The 16,315-nt window shown below is 73.3% G+C and carries 16 protein-coding genes; 6 read left to right on the plus strand and 10 right to left on the minus strand.

Annotation, left to right across the window (positions count from 1 at the left end; all coding sequences use genetic code 11):
* Positions 1–653 precede the first annotated feature (653 nt).
* From QK440_RS08805 to QK440_RS08815, 3 genes are all read right to left on the minus strand, one after another.
* Positions 654–1,076 carry a peptidase inhibitor family I36 protein gene (locus tag QK440_RS08805; protein WP_282792438.1) on the minus strand — a complete coding sequence of 141 codons (423 nt, stop codon included), beginning with the start codon at positions 1,074–1,076 and terminating at the stop codon, positions 654–656.
* 63 nt (positions 1,077–1,139) lie between these two features.
* On the minus strand, positions 1,140–2,189 hold the full coding sequence (locus QK440_RS08810; protein ID WP_282792439.1) for a helix-turn-helix domain-containing protein: 1,050 nt from the start codon (positions 2,187–2,189) through the stop codon (positions 1,140–1,142).
* A 171-nt stretch (positions 2,190–2,360) separates the two neighbouring features.
* Positions 2,361–3,656 carry an MFS transporter gene (locus tag QK440_RS08815; protein WP_282792440.1) on the minus strand — a complete coding sequence of 432 codons (1,296 nt, stop codon included), beginning with the start codon at positions 3,654–3,656 and terminating at the stop codon, positions 2,361–2,363.
* A 561-nt stretch (positions 3,657–4,217) separates the two neighbouring features.
* Between QK440_RS08815 and QK440_RS08820 the strand changes: the two genes are divergently transcribed.
* The 6 genes from QK440_RS08820 to QK440_RS08845 all read left to right on the plus strand — a co-directional run bounded on the left by QK440_RS08820 (position 4,218) and on the right by QK440_RS08845 (position 10,004).
* Positions 4,218–4,958, plus strand: a complete 741-nt coding sequence (locus QK440_RS08820) for a TauD/TfdA family dioxygenase (protein WP_282792441.1) — start codon at positions 4,218–4,220, stop codon at positions 4,956–4,958.
* A 22-nt stretch (positions 4,959–4,980) separates the two neighbouring features.
* Positions 4,981–5,418, plus strand: a complete 438-nt coding sequence (gene panD, locus QK440_RS08825) for an aspartate 1-decarboxylase (RefSeq protein ID WP_282792442.1) — start codon at positions 4,981–4,983, stop codon at positions 5,416–5,418.
* A complete protein-coding gene (locus QK440_RS08830) occupies positions 5,415–6,776 on the plus strand; it encodes a DUF6002 family protein (protein WP_282792443.1) in 1,362 nt (453 codons plus the stop codon). The genes panD and QK440_RS08830 overlap by 4 nt, the downstream gene beginning before the upstream one ends.
* 65 nt (positions 6,777–6,841) lie before the next feature.
* Positions 6,842–8,065 (plus strand): GNAT family N-acetyltransferase, encoded by a 1,224-nt coding sequence (locus QK440_RS08835; RefSeq protein ID WP_282792444.1) that lies wholly within the window; start codon positions 6,842–6,844, stop codon positions 8,063–8,065.
* On the plus strand, positions 8,062–9,174 hold the full coding sequence (locus QK440_RS08840; RefSeq protein WP_282792445.1) for a hypothetical protein: 1,113 nt from the start codon (positions 8,062–8,064) through the stop codon (positions 9,172–9,174). The genes QK440_RS08835 and QK440_RS08840 overlap by 4 nt, the downstream gene beginning before the upstream one ends.
* Complete coding sequence (locus QK440_RS08845) at positions 9,171–10,004, plus strand: methyltransferase domain-containing protein (protein ID WP_282792446.1); 834 nt, start codon at positions 9,171–9,173, stop codon at positions 10,002–10,004. The genes QK440_RS08840 and QK440_RS08845 overlap by 4 nt, the downstream gene beginning before the upstream one ends.
* 90 nt (positions 10,005–10,094) lie before the next feature.
* Here QK440_RS08845 and QK440_RS08850 read toward each other — a convergent pair whose 3' ends face one another.
* Genes QK440_RS08850 through QK440_RS08880 form a run of 7 tightly spaced genes read right to left on the minus strand, consistent with a single transcriptional unit; the run spans position 10,095 to position 16,254 of the window.
* Entirely contained in the window at positions 10,095–10,451 is a 357-nt protein-coding gene (locus tag QK440_RS08850) for a hypothetical protein (RefSeq protein ID WP_282792447.1), read from the minus strand.
* Positions 10,452–10,486: 35 nt separating this feature from the next.
* The gene (locus QK440_RS08855) at positions 10,487–11,278 is read right to left on the minus strand and encodes an alpha/beta fold hydrolase (RefSeq protein WP_282792448.1); all 792 of its coding nucleotides are present in this window, start codon (positions 11,276–11,278) and stop codon (positions 10,487–10,489) included.
* Between the two features lie 46 nt (positions 11,279–11,324).
* Complete coding sequence (locus QK440_RS08860) at positions 11,325–12,605, minus strand: APC family permease (RefSeq protein WP_282792449.1); 1,281 nt, start codon at positions 12,603–12,605, stop codon at positions 11,325–11,327.
* The gene (locus tag QK440_RS08865; RefSeq protein ID WP_282792450.1) at positions 12,602–13,336 is read right to left on the minus strand and encodes an alpha/beta fold hydrolase; all 735 of its coding nucleotides are present in this window, start codon (positions 13,334–13,336) and stop codon (positions 12,602–12,604) included. The genes QK440_RS08860 and QK440_RS08865 overlap by 4 nt, the downstream gene beginning before the upstream one ends.
* Positions 13,333–14,568 carry a cytochrome P450 gene (locus QK440_RS08870; RefSeq protein ID WP_282792451.1) on the minus strand — a complete coding sequence of 412 codons (1,236 nt, stop codon included), beginning with the start codon at positions 14,566–14,568 and terminating at the stop codon, positions 13,333–13,335. Before QK440_RS08870 ends, QK440_RS08865 begins: the two co-directional genes overlap by 4 nt.
* Complete coding sequence (locus QK440_RS08875) at positions 14,552–14,806, minus strand: acyl carrier protein (RefSeq protein ID WP_282792452.1); 255 nt, start codon at positions 14,804–14,806, stop codon at positions 14,552–14,554. Before QK440_RS08875 ends, QK440_RS08870 begins: the two co-directional genes overlap by 17 nt.
* Positions 14,803–16,254, minus strand: coding sequence for an AMP-binding protein (locus tag QK440_RS08880; protein WP_282792453.1), 1,452 nt, complete (start codon positions 16,252–16,254; stop codon positions 14,803–14,805). Before QK440_RS08880 ends, QK440_RS08875 begins: the two co-directional genes overlap by 4 nt.
* Positions 16,255–16,315: the final 61 nt, after the last annotated feature.

A 16,315-nucleotide genomic window follows, 5' to 3' on the forward strand; every position in this document is an offset into this window, starting at 1 on the left:
GTGCGGCGGCGGCCAAGGCCACCACCGGGGCGCCCCACCACACACCGCCCACGAGTCCGGCGCCGCCGAACGGCCCACTGCCCGGCCCGGTAGAGACATGCCGCCACCTGCTGATCACTCCAGACACACACCGCTGGACGAGGGACAGCGCGCGGAACGCACGCGCCGTCCACTCTCCCCCGCGGCATCCCACCTGGCATCGTCCCCCGCTGCCAACGTGCCCTGGTGCCCCCGGACCAGGCAGGCGTACGGTCTGGTGCCTGTGCACCAAGGCGTCACAGCCCGGACAAGCTCGGACGCCTGCCCGGCCTCCGAGTCGCCGCCCGGGCGCCGGACCGTGCGCCCTGTCCATGGCGCGGCATCAGCTCGGCTGCGCCGCGGCGTCGCGCTCCGACACTCGGCGTCCCGGGACCAGCCCAGGCATCCCGCGTGCGGGGCCCGAGGGCCGGAGCGCTTTCCGGAGCCGGCGTCCCTTCTCGACCTGGGCCATCAGACGCGGCCCTGTGCGGCCCTGCTGATCGGGGCCGTTACGCGAGCTGACCGGCCCCCTCGCCCGGTCAGTTCGCTCAGTGCGGCCGCGCCCCGGACGCCCTTCCCTTGCGCGCCCACAGGGTGGGCCACGGCAGGTCGCGTGCGGACCGGCCCGGCCGTTCTCAGCAGTCCGCGAAGACGGAGCTCATCACGTCCTCGTCCGCGCCCGCCAGGTCACCCTGGAACCAGCCGGGGACGGTGCCCAGATAGCCGCTGTAGTCGCTGTGCTTGTAGATGTGGATGCGGGTGGGCGTCCGGTTCCAGGCCGAGCTCGCCCGGTCCTGGAACCACGAGGGCACCTTGTGGTGGCCGCAGCTCGGCACCACCCACAACCAGCCTCCGCCCTCGTCGTTCTGGAAGAAGCAGGAGCCGCTGCCGCACTGGGACCAGGCGCGGGCGCCGTAGTCGCCGCCACTGAGCCGGTACAGGCCCTCCACGCCCGCCACCTCGGTGACGCGGGTCTCCTCGGCGCTCGCCGCTGTCGGCGCGGCGAGCGCGAGAACGGCCGCCGTCGCCGCGACGCCCGCCGTGATCCTCTTGCGCATGTCCCCTCCTGAAGTCGCTGGAATGCCGTGCGTTCACTGTGACCCGTGGCGGCCCGCCGATCGTCAGCAGCGAGCGCACACTTGCTGAGCATCCAGCGCACGCGCCCGGGCCCGCATCTCGCTCGGCGGGAATCCGTACGCCCTGCGGAAGGCCCGGCTGAAGTCCGCGGGGTGGCGGAACCCCCAGCGCGCCGCCGTCGCGGCGATGGTGCGCGTGCCCAGCGCCGGGTCGGCCAGGTCGGTGCGGCAGCGTTCCAGACGCAGGCGCCGGATCATGGCGCCCACGGTCTCCGGTTCGTCGTGGAAGAGGAGGTGGAGGCTGCGTACGGAGAGGTGGTGGTGGGCGGCGATGGCCGCCGGGAGCAGTTCCGGGTCGCCCAGGTTCTGCTCGATGAAGGCTTTGATCCGGGAGCGCAGCGCGGCCTTGCGGGTCTCGGCGGGCACGGCCTCCTCGGCCCCGAGCCGCCCCGCCAGGACGGTCGCGGCCAGATCGACCCCGATCCCGCCGAGCCGGGCCAGCTCCGCCGGGCCGCAGGCGCCGGCGGCTGCCGGCAGTCCGGCCAGGTACGAGCCGAGCAGCGCCGCCGACCCCGACCCGGCGCGGGTGGACAGCCGCTCGGCGAGCAACCGGTCCGCCCGGCCGCCGGCCAGCGGCAGTACCGTGCGCGGCAGCCGCAGCAGCGTCAGCCGGGTCTGTCGGCCGCGGTCGAGGAAGTCGCAGACGAGCGGCGCCGAGGTGGTGAACAGCGTCATGTCGCCGCTCCCCAGGCAGGCCACGCCGCGGGCCTGCTCCAGCCGGATGGGGCTGCCGTGGACGAGGACCAGGTAGTACTCCTCCGGATCGTGGCGGCGGATGTGCGCGGGGGAACGGCGGGCCACCATCGGCGAGAAGCTGAAGGCGGCCACCTGGCTGTGCGGCATCGCCACGGCCTCCACGCTGCCCCGGAAGCGGGTCGCGTGCGCGCTGTGGATCGCCACGGGCATGACCTCGGCGCCGACCATCCGGACCCACCAGTCGAACCGTTCCGGCGCCGGAACCCCGTCGGTGCTCGCGGACACCACCGGCCCGTCCCCGCCCTCGGTCTGCCGCGCCGCCTCATTGATGCTGGACATTCAACGATGCTCACGGCTGGCCGCCCCGCCGGGAAGCCGCCGGTCGGACAGATGGCGGCGGGAAGCGGAGGTGCCTTTCCGTGAAGAGCCGGGGCCCGCCGTCCCGCGAGGTCCCGGGCCTGCGGCACAGGCGGAAACCGCAGCCGCGCTGTAGGGGCGATGCTGCCCCTCTCAGTTACCCGCCCCACCGCGTGGCCCGGCCCCGGCCGCGGCCCCGGGCCCGCGCGTGTGCAGTGCCCGGCGGCAGAGGGCCGGGGTGGGGACGGCGGCCGCCACGAAGACGACGGCGAGGACGGCCCAGCCGCCGACCAGCGCTCCGGTGACGAGGGTGGTGATCAGCGCCGGTCCCACGGTGGCCACGGCTCCTTCGGTGCTGGCCGCGAGGCCCTGGTACTCCCCCTCGGCGTCGCGGCGCATCAGCCGCAGCGACAGCCCCCAGCGCGAGGCCACGTAGTGCAGTTCGCCGTAGACGTGCGCGGCGAGTCCCGCCAGGATGAAAAGGGAGGCGAGCAGGGCGCCCGAGGGCCAGGCCGCGGCGGCGAACAGCAGGCAGCAGACGGCCAGGGCGAGCCCGGCCTTGCGGGTGGAGCGGACCGCGCCGCGCAGGCTCTTTCCCTGCCGGGTCACGCGCACCTGGTACAGCGCGATGAACAGGGAGCTGACGACCACGGTCACCGGCGCCAGCCACACCGGAGCGGCGGTCCGGTACTGCAGCCACAGGGGAAGTCCGCTGGACAGCAGCGGCCAGCACAGGGAGAGCAACGCCGTCGTGCTCATCAGGGTGAGGAACGGGATGTCCCGTACGGCCTTGGTGCCGGGGCTGCGGCGGGACGCGGGCACCGGTGCGGTGTACGGCAGGCCGACGAGCACCAGGGCGGACAGGAAGGCCGCCAGGGCCACGACGGCCAGGGCGGCGTAGTACGGCCCGGCCGTGTCGGTGGACAGCACCCAGGCGGCGGCGCCCGCGCCCGCGGCGTACGTGATGTGCTGCACCACTCGGGCCTGTGCCAGCACGGTGAGGCGCCGGTCGCCCGGCATCAGGAGGTACACCAGGGTGACCTTGACGCCCCGGCCGGACGTCTCCGCGGCGGTGAACAGCGCCGCTGCCCCGAGCAGACTCCAGAAGCCGCTGGTGGTGAGGAAGAGCAGCACCAGCAACCCGCGGGCGACACTGACGGCGACGAACACCTGCCGGGCGCCGCGCCGGTCGGCGAGGGCGCCGACCGGGACCGCGGCGAGCAGGCCGACGCCGCCGCCGAGCCCCATGGCCAGGCCCATGGAGGCGGCGGGGATCCCCTTGACCGACGTCAGGTAGACGGCCCACATGCTGAACCACAGGCCGCCGCCGAAGGCCGACACGGCTTCGGAGTACAGCAGTTTCCGTACGACGCCGCGCTCCCGGGACGAGCCGTCGTCCGCCTCGCCCTCGGGCACGGTCGCGGATCCCGACGCGCCTGTATTCGTCACCTGAACTCCGTCCCTTTCGCGTCTGGCCCGCGCCGAGCCCGGAAGGATGGAACAGCACGCCGTACGACAAGGTGAACGCTTCTGGAAGAACGGGGACCGGGCGCCCGCCGGACGGTCACAGGAATGCTCCTCCATGAGCACCGGGGCTGGAATGTCGCAGACGGCTGTCCGGCGAGTACCCCGTCTTCAGGGCTTATTCGCGACCGTGTTCCATGGGTGTGATTCGGCCACGAGGGGTGGCGGCACAGGGACGGACACCCCTCGGCCGCACCGCCGTTGAGCTGCCGCTGAAGAGATGGGCACCATGTTTTCGGCCCCTTCCGGTCGTGACTGAATAAGCTCGCGCCCTGGACTTGACGTGTTCCCTGTCACGCGGCTTATCGTGCTGAAGTCGCCGCTTCGGTAGCCGATTCGCACGACCGTCCTTCCGCCGCTTCGGCAGAAAAATTCCAGAGACGCCGCTACCGGACGTGCCGCATGACTCGTGCCACATGACTCGTGCCACATGACTCGGGCATCAGCGCATTCGACGCCGCGGGATCTATCCCCCCTGGAGCAGTTGTGTCGCATTCCCCGCTGAGCATCCTTTCCCAGGTCGACTTCAACGGAAATCCGTTGAGTGAGGAGTTGTTGGCGAAAACCTTCCACCAGTTGATGGACGAGCACGGCTACGTGCTCATGTGCAACGTCCCCGACACCTTCGACCAGGTGCGGTTCTGCCGTGCGCTCGGGGCGTTCGTCCCCAACTACACCGGCGCCGTGGTCGGTGACGTCCGGCCCGAGCCGGGCATGGACGACGTCTACCACGCGGGCAACACCCGCCCGCTGACCCCGCACACCGAAGGCTACGACTTCGCCGTGCTGCCGCCCCGCTACATCGCCCTGTGGTGCGTCACGCCGGCCACCGGGCCGGGCGGCGAGACCACGCTGTGCGACACCCGGCCCTGGACGCAGGCCCTGACGGACGACGAGCGCGAGCGGCTCCTCGACCACACCTACGACTGGAAGACCACCGAGGGCGTGCAGCGGCTCGGCCTCGACCTCAAGACCCGGCACCCGATCCTGGAGGAGCACGAGAAGGGGCTCATCGTCCGCTTCAGCTGCAACAACCTCCTGCGGGACGACGACGACCCGGTGGCGGAACTCCAGGAACGCTGGAAGCACGCCTTCGAGGCGGAGCACATCGCCATCACCTACCAGCGCAACGACATGCTGGTCTGGGACAACTGGCGGCTGCTGCACGCCCGCAACGCGTTCACCGACCGCAGCAGGCATCTGCGGCGCATACAGATCGCGGCCTGACCGCCCGGCGAAGGAGACACCCGTGCACCGCACCATGCTCCACGCGAAGATCCACCGCGCCACCGTCACCCAGGCCGACCTGCACTACGTCGGTTCCCTCACCCTGGACCGCGATCTGATGGACGCCGCCGGCGTGCTGCCCGGCGAACAGGTCGACATCGTCGACATCAACAACGGCAACCGGCTGACCACGTACGTCATCGAAGGCGCCCGCGGCAGCGGCGTGGTGGGGATCAACGGCGCCGCCGCCCGGCTCATCTCCGTCGGCGACCTGGTGATCGTCATCGCGTACGCCACGGTCAGCGACGAGGAGGCGAGGACGCTGCGGCCGCGCGTCGTCTTCGTCGACCGGCACAACCACCCGCTGGACACCGGCGCCGACCCCGCCCACGTACCGGCCGAAGCGGACGCCGCGACGCTGATCCGAGGCGACCACCTGCTCGAAGGAGCCGCCTCATGACCTCGGTGCTGCCTCCCACGACCGCGGCCGGCCTGTGTGAGGTCCCCGCGGCCCTCTCCCACTACCACGACGAGCTGCGGCGCGTGCTCCAGCAGACCGCGGGCCGGACGCGCCCCGCCCCCGAGGCCTTCGCACCCGCCTGGGAACTGCCGGGCCCCGGTCCCGCGCTGGACGCGTTCTTCGCCCCCAGCACGATCAGCGCGCACCCCCTGACCGAGTATCAGGGCCGCCGGGTGGACCTGCTGCACCTGATGCACAACCCGCGCACCCGCACCACCAAGACCTATGCCTCCTTGCTGATCGTCGCCCGCGCGGTCGCGCACATCGAGCGCACCGGCGAGCGGGTCGTCATCATCACCCCCTCCAGCGCCAACAAGGCGACCGCGCTGAGGGACGCGGTGCTGCGCGCCCACGAGTGCGGTCTCGCCACCCCCGAGTCCCTCGGGATCGCCTGCGTGGTCCCCCTCTCCTCACGCGCCAAGCTGTGGCGCTCCCCCCTGACCGACGACCCGGAGCTGCGCCGGGCCAATCCGCTGACCGTGCTCGACACGGCCGAGCCGGGCCAGGTCAAGGAACTCGCCAGAACCGTCACCGACACGCTGTCCGCCACCTTGCACCGGGACCACGGAGTGCGGCTGTGGCACTCGCTGGAACTGCTCAACTACGCCGTCGCCGACACCGCCCGCGCCCTCTTCGAACGCGACCGGCTGCCCGCCGCGCCCCGTTTGCACGCCCACGCCGTCTCCAGCGCCTTCGGGCTGCTCGGGCACTTCCACGGGCAGCAGTACCTCACCGGCCAGGACTGGCCGGGCACCTCGGCCGGCTACTTCCTCGTCCAGCACCTGGGCACCCCGGACATGGTCTCCAGCCTCTACCACGACCACTTCGACCACCGGCCGAGCTGGACCGAGCGCGACGGGCTGCTCGTGCAGGACCACGACCCGCACTTCCCCCAGGTCGCCTACGCGCCCGACGAACAACTCGACGCGACCTTCTACACCCGCCGGCCGGCCACCTCCGCCCGCATGAACGAGATCATCCGCCGTCAGGGCGGGGGCGGCATCGTGGTCTCGCTGCCGGAGTGCCTGGAGCGCTACCCGGCCGTACGCTCCCTGCTCGCCCCCGCGGGGGTCCATCTGCCCGCCGACCCCCGGCGGCTGCGCGAGTGGTCCCTGGTGATGGCGCTGACCGGCGTGCTCAACGCCGTCGACCGCCACCTGGTGGACACCACCGACATCCTCGTCCACGGCTCCGGTTCCTACGCCGCCGGCGACTACGAACCGGTGCCCGAGGAGCAGCTGCGGCCGGTCGCGGACGCCGCGGATCTGGAGCTCGCTTTGCGCGAAGCGGTCCGCTGACGCCACGGCGCGGGGTGTGCCACGGCCGCCGCCCCGCGCCGCTCCCGCCGCACCATGGAGTGCCCTTGCTGTTCGAACCCCGCTCACCCCGCCCGCCCCGGTCGTCCCGACCGGCCCCGTCCGCCCCGCGCCCGGCGGCCGACGTCGTTCCCGCGCTGCCCGCGAGGCTGCGCTACACCTGGAACAACAGCCCGCACCCGGTCTTGCGCGCCGCCCGCCGCGTCGTCGACGACGCGCCCACGCGGGTGCGCGCCGTCGTCTCCCGGGAGCGCCACGGCCGCCTGGACATCGCCTACGTCGGACTGCCCGCCGGGCGCGCCAACATCCTGCAACTCCTGGAACAGCAGCGCGGCGCGCTCGGCATGAGCACGGGCCGCCGCGAACACGCCCTGGTGGCGTGGCGCGACCTGGCCCGCGGGGTGCTGCCCCCGGCCGACCTGGTGGTCGTCGGGGCCGAAGCCGGCCGCCTGGCAGGGCTCCCGTCGGACCGCTCCGTCACCGCGCCCTTCCGCATCCACCTCACCGTCGACATCCCCGCGCGCCTCGACGACCTCGAACAGCGGATCTCCAAGCGCGAACGCTGGCAGTTCCGCCGGGACCGCGCCCGCCACGACTGGGCGTGGACGCAGGACGCCACGCCACGGGCCCTGGAGTTCTTCTACCGGCGCATGCACCTGCCGACCATGGCGTCCCGGCACGGCGACCGCAGCAGGACCGAGCCGTGGCCGGTGGCCCGCCACGCCATCCTCCCCCACGGCACGCTCTTCTTCCTGACCGACGCCGGCCGGCCCGTGGCGGGCGTCCTGTGCCACTGGTCCGCCGACAGGACCACACTGACCACCCGCCTGCTGGGCGTCCTCGACGGCGACGAGCGCCACTACCGCGACGGCGCCTTCAAGGCGGTCTACCACCACCTGCTGCACTGGGCCCGGGAACAGGGCGTCCCCCGCGTCGACTTCTACGGCACGGAGGCGTTCGTCAGCAAGGGCATCTTCCAGTGGAAGCGCCGCCTCGGCCCGCGCGTCGAGCTTCCGCCCAACCACTTCTCCACCAAACGCATCCGCCTGTACCCGCGGCGCGACACCCCCGCCCTGCGCGACTTCCTCGTGGCGAACCCTTTGCTCGCCCACCAGCAGGACGGCTCCCTGGCACCGGTCTACTTCACCGACGACGAACGCCCGCCGCGGCTCGACCTCAGCGCGCGCTGCCCCGGGCTGCCGAGCCCGCACACCGTCCCTCTCTCCGCCTTCTTCGAAGGCCTGCCGACGCCCGCCCCGGTGACCCCATGACCAGCGCCCCGACCCGCCCCTGGACCGTCCTGGGCACCGGTGCGTTCGCCCGGAGCCTGCTGCGCGCCCTGGCCCACCGCCCGGGCCGCCTCACCACCGTCCACGTCGTCGGCCGCACCCCTGAGCGCGCCCGCGGCGTGGCCGCCCTCGCCGCCGGCCACGCGGCACTGGCCGGCACCCGGGTGGCGTTCGTCCCCCACAGCGCCGGCCTGTCGCCCGCCGACCGGCTGCGCCCCCTGCTGCGGGCCCAGCGCCCGGCCCTGCTGGTGGTCTGCGCGTCACCGCAGTCACCGGCCGAGGCACGCACCCGGGACTCCGACTGGGCCCGGCTGCTGCGCCGGGCGGGTTTCGGCGCCACGCTGCCGCTCCAGGCGGCGCTGGTCCGCGAGTCCGTGCTGGCCTGCGCCGACGCCTCGCCCGGCACCCAGGTGGTCAACGCCTGCTTCCCCGACCTCGTCAACCCCGCCCTGCACGGCGCGGACCTGCCCGTCCTGTGCGGTCTCGGCAACGTCGCCACCCTGGCCACCGGCGTCCGCGCCCGGCTCGGCGTACGCGACGACTCCCGCCTGGCGCTCCTGGCCCACCACGCGCACCTGAGCGCACCGGAGGGCCCGCGAGACGAGGCCACCGGATGGCTCGACGGCACCCCGCTCACCGGGCTGCGGGACGTGCTCGGCGAGGTGCGGGCGATGCCGCGCGACTTCCTCAACGAACTCGGCGCCCACAGCGCCGTACCGGCCCTGCACGCCCTCACCGATCCCTCCGCCTCGTACGCGGGCCACCTGCCCGCGCCGCACGGGCTGCCGGGCGGCTATCCCGTCCGCATCGACGGCGCCGCCCTCACCCTGCGGCTGCCGCCGGGGCTCTCCCCCGCCGACGCCGTCGCGTTCCACCGCGAGCGCGAGCACCTCGACGGCATCGGCCTCGGCGAGGACGGCCTGCTGCGCTTCACGCCCGCCACGCACGCCGTCCTGCGCGCCCACGGAGCCGACCTTCCCGGGGCGTTCGCCCCGGCCGACCTGCCCGACCTGAGCCGGCACCTCCTCCACCTGCGAGAACGGCTGCGCCGGACCTTCACGTCCGCACCCTCTGAGAAGGAGACCCCGTGACCACGTCCCCGCCGACCCCCTCCCCGTACCTGCTCGGAGCCGACAACGAGGAGCGCCGGCGTCTGCTCTTCCAGGCGGAACTGCTCCAGGACGACACGCAGGCCCTGCTCGACCGGCTGCCGCTGAGCGGGGGCGACAGGGCCCTGGACGTCGGCTGCGGACCGCTCGGCATCCTGGACGCGCTGTCGGCCCGGGTCGGGGAGGCGGGACAGGTCGTGGGGCTGGACGCCGAGCCCCGCATGATCGAGATGGCCCGCCGCACCGTCGCGGAACGACACCTGCCCAACGTCTCGCTGACCACCGCCGACGCGGCGGACACCGGCCTGCCCCGCTCCTCCTTCGACCTGGTCCACACCCGCCTGGTCCTGATGAACGTCCCCCACACCGACCAGGTGCTCGACGAGATGGTCGCCCTGGCCAGGCCCGGCGCCACCGTGGCCGTGCAGGACGTCGACTGGCTCACCCGCGTCTGCGAACCCCCGCACCCCTCCTGGGACCGCCTCGTCACGGCCATCGCGGAGCTGTGGCGCCGCAACGGCATGGACGTCACGCTGGGCCGCCGGCTGCCCGGCATGCTGCGCCGGCGCGGGCTGCGCGACGTCCGGGTCCGGGCGTCGACCCACGTCTTCCAGCACACGGACCCGTACCAGACCCTGCTGATCGACCGGGCCCGACTGTGCCGGTCGGCGCTCGTCGAGCACGGCCTCCTCACCGACGCCGAACTGGACGAGCACCTCCAGGCGCTCTCCCGGCACCTCGCCGACCCCGGCACGCTGGTCGTGCACGCCACCCTGTTCCAGGCGTGGGGGACCCGGCCGGCCACCGCGTGAAAAGCGGCTCCAGCGCGTCGACCGGCGCGCGGTACGAGGAGTGAGCCCGTCCCCCGGGCCATGGTGGGCGCGTCGGCGCAGGGGACGGGCTCACTCCTCCGGCTCGGCGAACTCCCGGGCGAGGGCGCGGTGCCTGTCCGCGGCCGACGCGCCCTGGGCGGGGCTGATGGTGGACCCCGGCATGCGGCTCAGGCGTTCGACCTCCGCCGCGAGGCGCAGGTGCTCGCGCCGCGCGTGCTCACGGCAGGCGAGGCAGGTGACGCGGTCCGGACGCGAGGAGGTCATGGCGCGCGCCACCCGCAGCCCGCAGCCCGTGGTGACGACGCCCGGCAGGTCAGTGACCAGACCGAACGTGGACGCCACCGCGTCGCGGACAGCGGCGTCGTTCCGGATCAGCCGCGCGTCGACGTGGATGTGCGGATCGGTCCCGGTATTGGTCCCGCTCATGGGCCCTCCCCTCGTGTTCCACCCGGCCGTCGGCGTCAGGCGTCCGCCGTCTCCCGGATCCGCCGCAGCCAGGAGACGCAGTCGGGAGAGCCCAGCAGGTCGGAGTGGCCGCCCGGGAAGGTGTGCCGGGTGAAGGGGCCGGTCGTGGTGGAGTGCCACGCGGCGATCGTGTCGTCCGTCGTCAGCGGGTCCTCGGCGCCGCGTGCCGCCAGGACGGGGCAGCGCAGGCCGGGGACCGTCCCGGGGGTGAACTGCCGCAGCAGGCGCAGGTCCTGGGCCGCGGTCTCGGCGACGACGGCGCGCCACTCGTCCGAGGGGGCCCCGGCCAAAACGCCGGGGTCGACCCGGTCGAGGTAGGCCGCCGCCTCCGCCGGACCGGCAGCGGCCTGCTCCGGCACCCGCAGCAGGCCGGGCCCCACGGCACCCGCCACCGCCAGCGCGGCCACCTCGACGCCCGCCTCGCCCAGGCGCACCGCCGTGGCGTAGGCGACGTACGCGCCGTAACTGTGCCCGAACAGCAGGGGACGTACGGCGGACCGGCGGAGGATCTGTTCGGCGCAGGCCCGGACCACCGCGTCGAAGGAGGGGGCCGGTTCGCCGAAGTCCCGGCCGAGCCGCCCGGGATAGCGCACCGGCCAGGACGACCGGCCCAGCGCCTCCGTGAGCGGACCGAACTCGGCTCCGAAGGAGCCCGCCCCGGGGAAGAAGACGGTCACGCTGTCGTCGTTGCCCGTGTCGACCGTGCCGACCGTGTTGTCCACCATGCCGTTCATGCCGTCTGTGTCGTCCATGCCGTCTGTGTCGTCGGTGTCGTCGGTGTCGTCCATGGGGGTCTCCGTAACTCCGTAGCTTCGCGTTCGTCGGCGACGGGTCTCACCGGTCCGCGCTCTCGTACTCGGGTTCCCGCGTCGGCGGGCGTCGGGCGAAGGTGGCGGTCGCCAGCCAGACGGCGGCGAACAGGGCCCAGCACGCCCACATGGGCGGGCCTGCGAGGACGGTCACGGCGACCACCGTGACGGCGCACAGCACGGTGACCACCCGGGGGGTGGCGCCGGGCCCGGCCAGCTTCGCGTACGAGGCCGCGCCCAGGCCGTAGAGGACGAAGTAGATGCCGCCGGACAGGACGAAAAGCAGCTCGAACGACATGACGCCGGTCGAGCCGAGCACCGCGATCAGGACCAGGACGGCGCCGACCACCAGGACGGACGTCACCGGGTTGCTGTCCCGGTGGCGCACCTGGGCCAGCGGTCGCGGCAGGTAGCCACTGCGGGCCATGCCGAACACCAGCCGGGACAGGGCGAGGACCGAGGCGCACACGTTCGCGGCGATGGCGGCGACGACCAGCGCCAGCGTCACCGGCCGGCCCAGGTCCCCGAGCGAGCGCTCCGCGAGCCGCAGCAGCGGGGCGTCGTCCAGGGCCTCGTCCCCGGGGGACACCGCGCTGAACAGGCCGAGCAGGACGAGGCCGTAGAGGGCCACCACGATGACGTAGGAGGCGGCGAAGATGCGCGGGATGGCGTCCGGGCGCTTGTGCTCCTCGAAGGTGAAGGCCACGGTCTCCCAGCCGGTGAAGGCGACGTAGACGGCGGTGAGCACGCTGCCGAACTCCCCGAGGCGGGGCAGGTCGGCGCTCGGGGCTGCTACGCCGTGCGTGCCGAGCGCGACCAGCGCGGTGCAGGTGACCAGGACGAACAGGCCGAGCACCAGGGCGACCTGGACCTTGCCGGACACGTTCGCGCCCATGCAGCCGATCAGGGTGGCGGCGGCCAGGACGGCGATCGGGAACAGCCAGGCCAGGCTCGGCACGCCGGCGAACTGGGCGACGTAACGTCCGCCGGTGATGGCGGTCGCCGGGATGCCCGCGACCAGCGCGAGGGTGGCCAGGAGTCCGGAGGAGCGCCCGACGGGCCGGCCGAAGGCGACCTCGGAGTAGTGGGCGACGCCGGACGCCGAGGGGTGGCGGCGGCCGAGCCAGGCGTAGCAGTACAGCAGCGGGACGACCGACACGGCGGCGACGGCCCAGGGCAGCCACGCGGAGCGGCCCAGTTCCTGGTAGCTGGTGCCCGGCAGGATCATCATGCCGCTGCCGAGGATGGTGGACAGCGCGAGGAAGGTGCCGACGGTGCCGCCCAGTGACTTCTGCAGTCCGCTCACGCCGCCTCCTCCTCGGCGGCGGGGGTGGCGGCGAGCACCCCGGCGAGGGCGCGGCCGAGGGCGGCGGCCCGGGCCGCGTCCAGGCTGTGTCCGCCGGGGACGACCGTCAGGTGGAACTCCCCCGACACGCGGTGGGCCCAGGCGGCGCAGCGTTCGGTGGGGATGAACCGGTCGTCGCGTCCGCACAGCACGTGCAGATCGGTGAGGCGGTCGTCGGGGGCGGTCCGCTCGGCGAGGCGGTCGGCCACCGCGGCGTCGCCGCGCAGGCCCTGCGCGATCTCCGCCAGCATGTCCTCGTCGTCGAGTAACTCCGGTGGGAAGCCGTCGTGGGCGAGTACTTGGGCGATCTCGGAGTCGGTGAGCTGTGACATCGTCGGTATGCGTCCTGAGGAGTCGGGGCAGGGGGTGTTGACGACTAGTACCCCGGTCGGCCGGACACCCCTCATGTCGAGGGCCGGTTGCAGGCGGACGGCGGAAAGGCCGCCCATGGAGTGCCCGGCGAGGACGATCCGGCGGGCGCCGCGGCGGGCCGCGGCGCGCCGGATCTCCTCGACGGTGCGCTCCTGCCACCGGCCCGAGTCGAGGTCGGCCACGGATGCGGCGTTCGGCAGGGCCAGCGCGGCCAGGCCGTGGCGGGCGGCGGCGTCCCTCAGCAGGGTGAGGGTGGTGCCGCCGCCCCCGGCGGCCGGGAAGCAGACGCACAGGTCCTGGCCGGGGGTGGCGGTGCTCACGACGCGCCGAATTCCTTGGCGTCGACCACCTCGACCTGGAGTTCGGTCAGGCCGAGCATGAAGTTCGAGCGCAGCCGGCGGGGCGGTGTGCGCACCGCGAACGCCTTGTCCCAGGCGGCCAGTTCCTCGACGAAGGTCTGGATCTCCAGGGTGGCGGCGGGGGCGCCGACGCAGCGGTGCACCCCGGCGCCGAAGGCGAGCTGCTTGTTGTCGGCGCGGTCGATGAGGAACGTGTCGGGGTGGTCGAAGACCTCGGGGTCCCGGTTGGCCGACATGTTCCACAGGGTGACGAAGCTGCCGGCGGGGATGGTGTGCCCGCCGACCTCGAAGTCCTCCACGGCCAGCCGCTGGACGTAGCTGTTGGTGGAGGTCCAGCGGAGGAACTCCTGGGTGGCCACGTCGCAGCCGACGTCGCCGTCGGCCACCTTGCGCCACTGCTCGCGTTCCCCGTCGATGGTGTGGACGGTCAGGCCGGCGGTGTGCGGGGTCGTCTCGTTGCCGCCGACGGCGACGTTCAGACCGTTGAGCACGGCGACGTCGCGGGGCATCGTGCCGTCGGCCACGCACTGCGCCAGGAAGCCGATCATGTCGTCGGCCTGCCCGGTGCCGAGCCGGTGCCCGATCAGGTCGTCGATGAACTCGAGGACGTCGAGCTGCGCGTCGACGAGGGAGTCCAGCGGGGAGTTCCCGGCGTACACCTCGTCGCGGTAGCCGATCATCGTGCGGGTGGCTTCCAGCAGGTGGTGGGCGTCCTTGGGGCCGATGCCGAACAGCACCTCGAGCACGCCCTTGGGCAGCTCCGGCGCCACGACGGCGCTGAAGTCGAGCTGGTCGCCCACCGACAGCTTGCCGAGGGCGTCCTGGAGGTTGCGGCGCACCGTGCGGCCGACCCTGGCGAGCATCTCCCGGCTGAACCCGCTCGTCTTGATCGGCTTGCGGATGGCGGTGTGCGCGGGCTGGTCGGTGACGATGAGCATGCGGCCGGAGGCCGAGTCCTTCTGCGGCAGGTAGGAGCCGTCGACCATCGTCCCGTACGAGGAGCTGAGCCGCTGGTGGTCGACGTAGGCCGTGTAGACGTCGGCGTACCGGGTCAGGGCGTAGAACTCGTAGCCGTCGTCGCGGCGGTGCACGGAGACCGGGTGGTCGGCGCGCAGGCCGGCCAGGTAGGTCCACGGGTCGTCGTCGGCGAAGAACTCCGGCGAGTACAGCGGGCTGTCATCGACGACCAGCATGGGTGCCTCCGATCAGGTCGGCTATCCGTTCCGGGGTGCGGCCCTCGAAGAAGACGTGGCCCGGGACCTTGACCCCGGTCCGTTCCTTCAGCAGGGCGCGGCACCGCAGGACGGCGAGGGAGTCGACGCCGGCGGTGAAGATGTCCGTGTCGTGGGTGAGGTCGCGGTTGAGCACCGTGCGCACGCAGTCGGTGATGGCGGCGGGTGAGATGTCCTTCGTTTCTCCGATGTCTGTCATGTCTCCTCGGCCTTGTCCGTGGTTCGGTAGTGGTCCATCAGGGTGGGGACGTCGACCTTGCCGCCGGCCCGGACCGGGTACCGGTCCACCAGGCTGATGCCGATCGCGGTCGAGAAGTCCTGGACGACGGTCTCGATCCGCGTCCGGGTGGCCGGGTCCCCGAGAGTGGCCGGGTCGGTGCGGACGAAGGCCACGGTGTGCCGTTCGCCCTGCACCACCCGGCAGTCGCGCACCCGGGGCAGGGCGGTGACCCGCTGCTCCAGGGCCGCGGTGTCGACGCGCATGCCGTTCACCTTGACCTCGCCGTCCAGCCGCCCGGCGAACACGAGGTCGCCGTCGCCGTCGGTACGCACCAGGTCCCCGGTGCGGTACGACGGCCGGCCCTCCTCGTCGTGGAAGCGGTGGGTGAGGACGCCGTCGTCGAGGTAGCCCAGGCAGACGAACGGGCCGGTGACGACGAGTTCGCGGGTGCCGGGCGGGCCGTCGTCCGCGGGGCGCAGGACCTGCCGGCACCCCGCCAGCGGCCGCCCGATGGGCACGGTCGGCGCGGTGAGGTCCTCGGGCAGCCGGTAGTGGTGCGTGGCGAAGGTGGCCTCGGTCGGCCCGTACAGGTTGACGAAGGCGTGGCGCAGGCCCGCCTGCCGGGCCTGCCGGTACGTCGACACGCGGAACTGCTCGCCGCCGCTGAACAGCCAGGGGATGTCCGCGACGGCCTCGGGCAGCACCTCGACGACCGTGGCGAGGACCGCAGCGGGCAGCAGCAGGCGGCTGATGCCGTAGGTCCGCGCGAGGCCAGGCCAGGCGAAGACGTCGTCGTTGACGTGGGGCAGGCACACGACTCTCCCGCCCGTCGCCACCGTGCGCCAGGTGTCGAACCACCAGCCGTCGTAGGTGGGGGTGGCGAAGCTGCCGGCCGTGAGCCCGCCGGGCGCGGGGACGTCCAGGTCCCGGCAGGTGAAGAGGGCCAGCAGGTTGTCGCGGCCGACGGCGACGGCCTTGCGGCTGCCGGTGCTGCCGGAGGTGTAGTTGACGGCCACGACCTCGTCGGGGAGCGGTTCCGGGCGCGGGCGGCGCGGGGGCCGCGTGACGGACTCGACCGACGGGTGCGGGCCCCTGGACACGGTGAGCACGAGGTCGGGCCGGATGCGGTCGAACTCCCGCTCGGTGAGCCTGTGGTCGTCGGCGACGGCCACGGAACCGGCCCGCCAGGCGCCCAACTGGCCCGCGAAGCAGCCGAGTTTGCATCGGGACCGGATGACGACCACACGGGCCGGGCCGTGCGCGCGGACGCTCGCCTCGACCGCCGCGGCGAGCCGCCCGACGTCCGCCCCGCTGTACTCGGTACCGTCCTCGACCCACACGGTGTCCGGCGAGGACCAGCGGCGGCCGTGCAGCAGCTCGTGCCAGGCGTCCGCCGTCCGCGTACCGGTCACCGGTGCGTTCGTCATGGACGTGTCCCTCATGGACGTGCCAGTAGGGGGCGTGTCCCTCATGGACGTGTCCGTCGTG

This window comes from Streptomyces sp. CC224B, assembly GCF_030010595.1.
Lineage (GTDB): Bacteria > Actinomycetota > Actinomycetes > Streptomycetales > Streptomycetaceae > Streptomyces > Streptomyces longispororuber.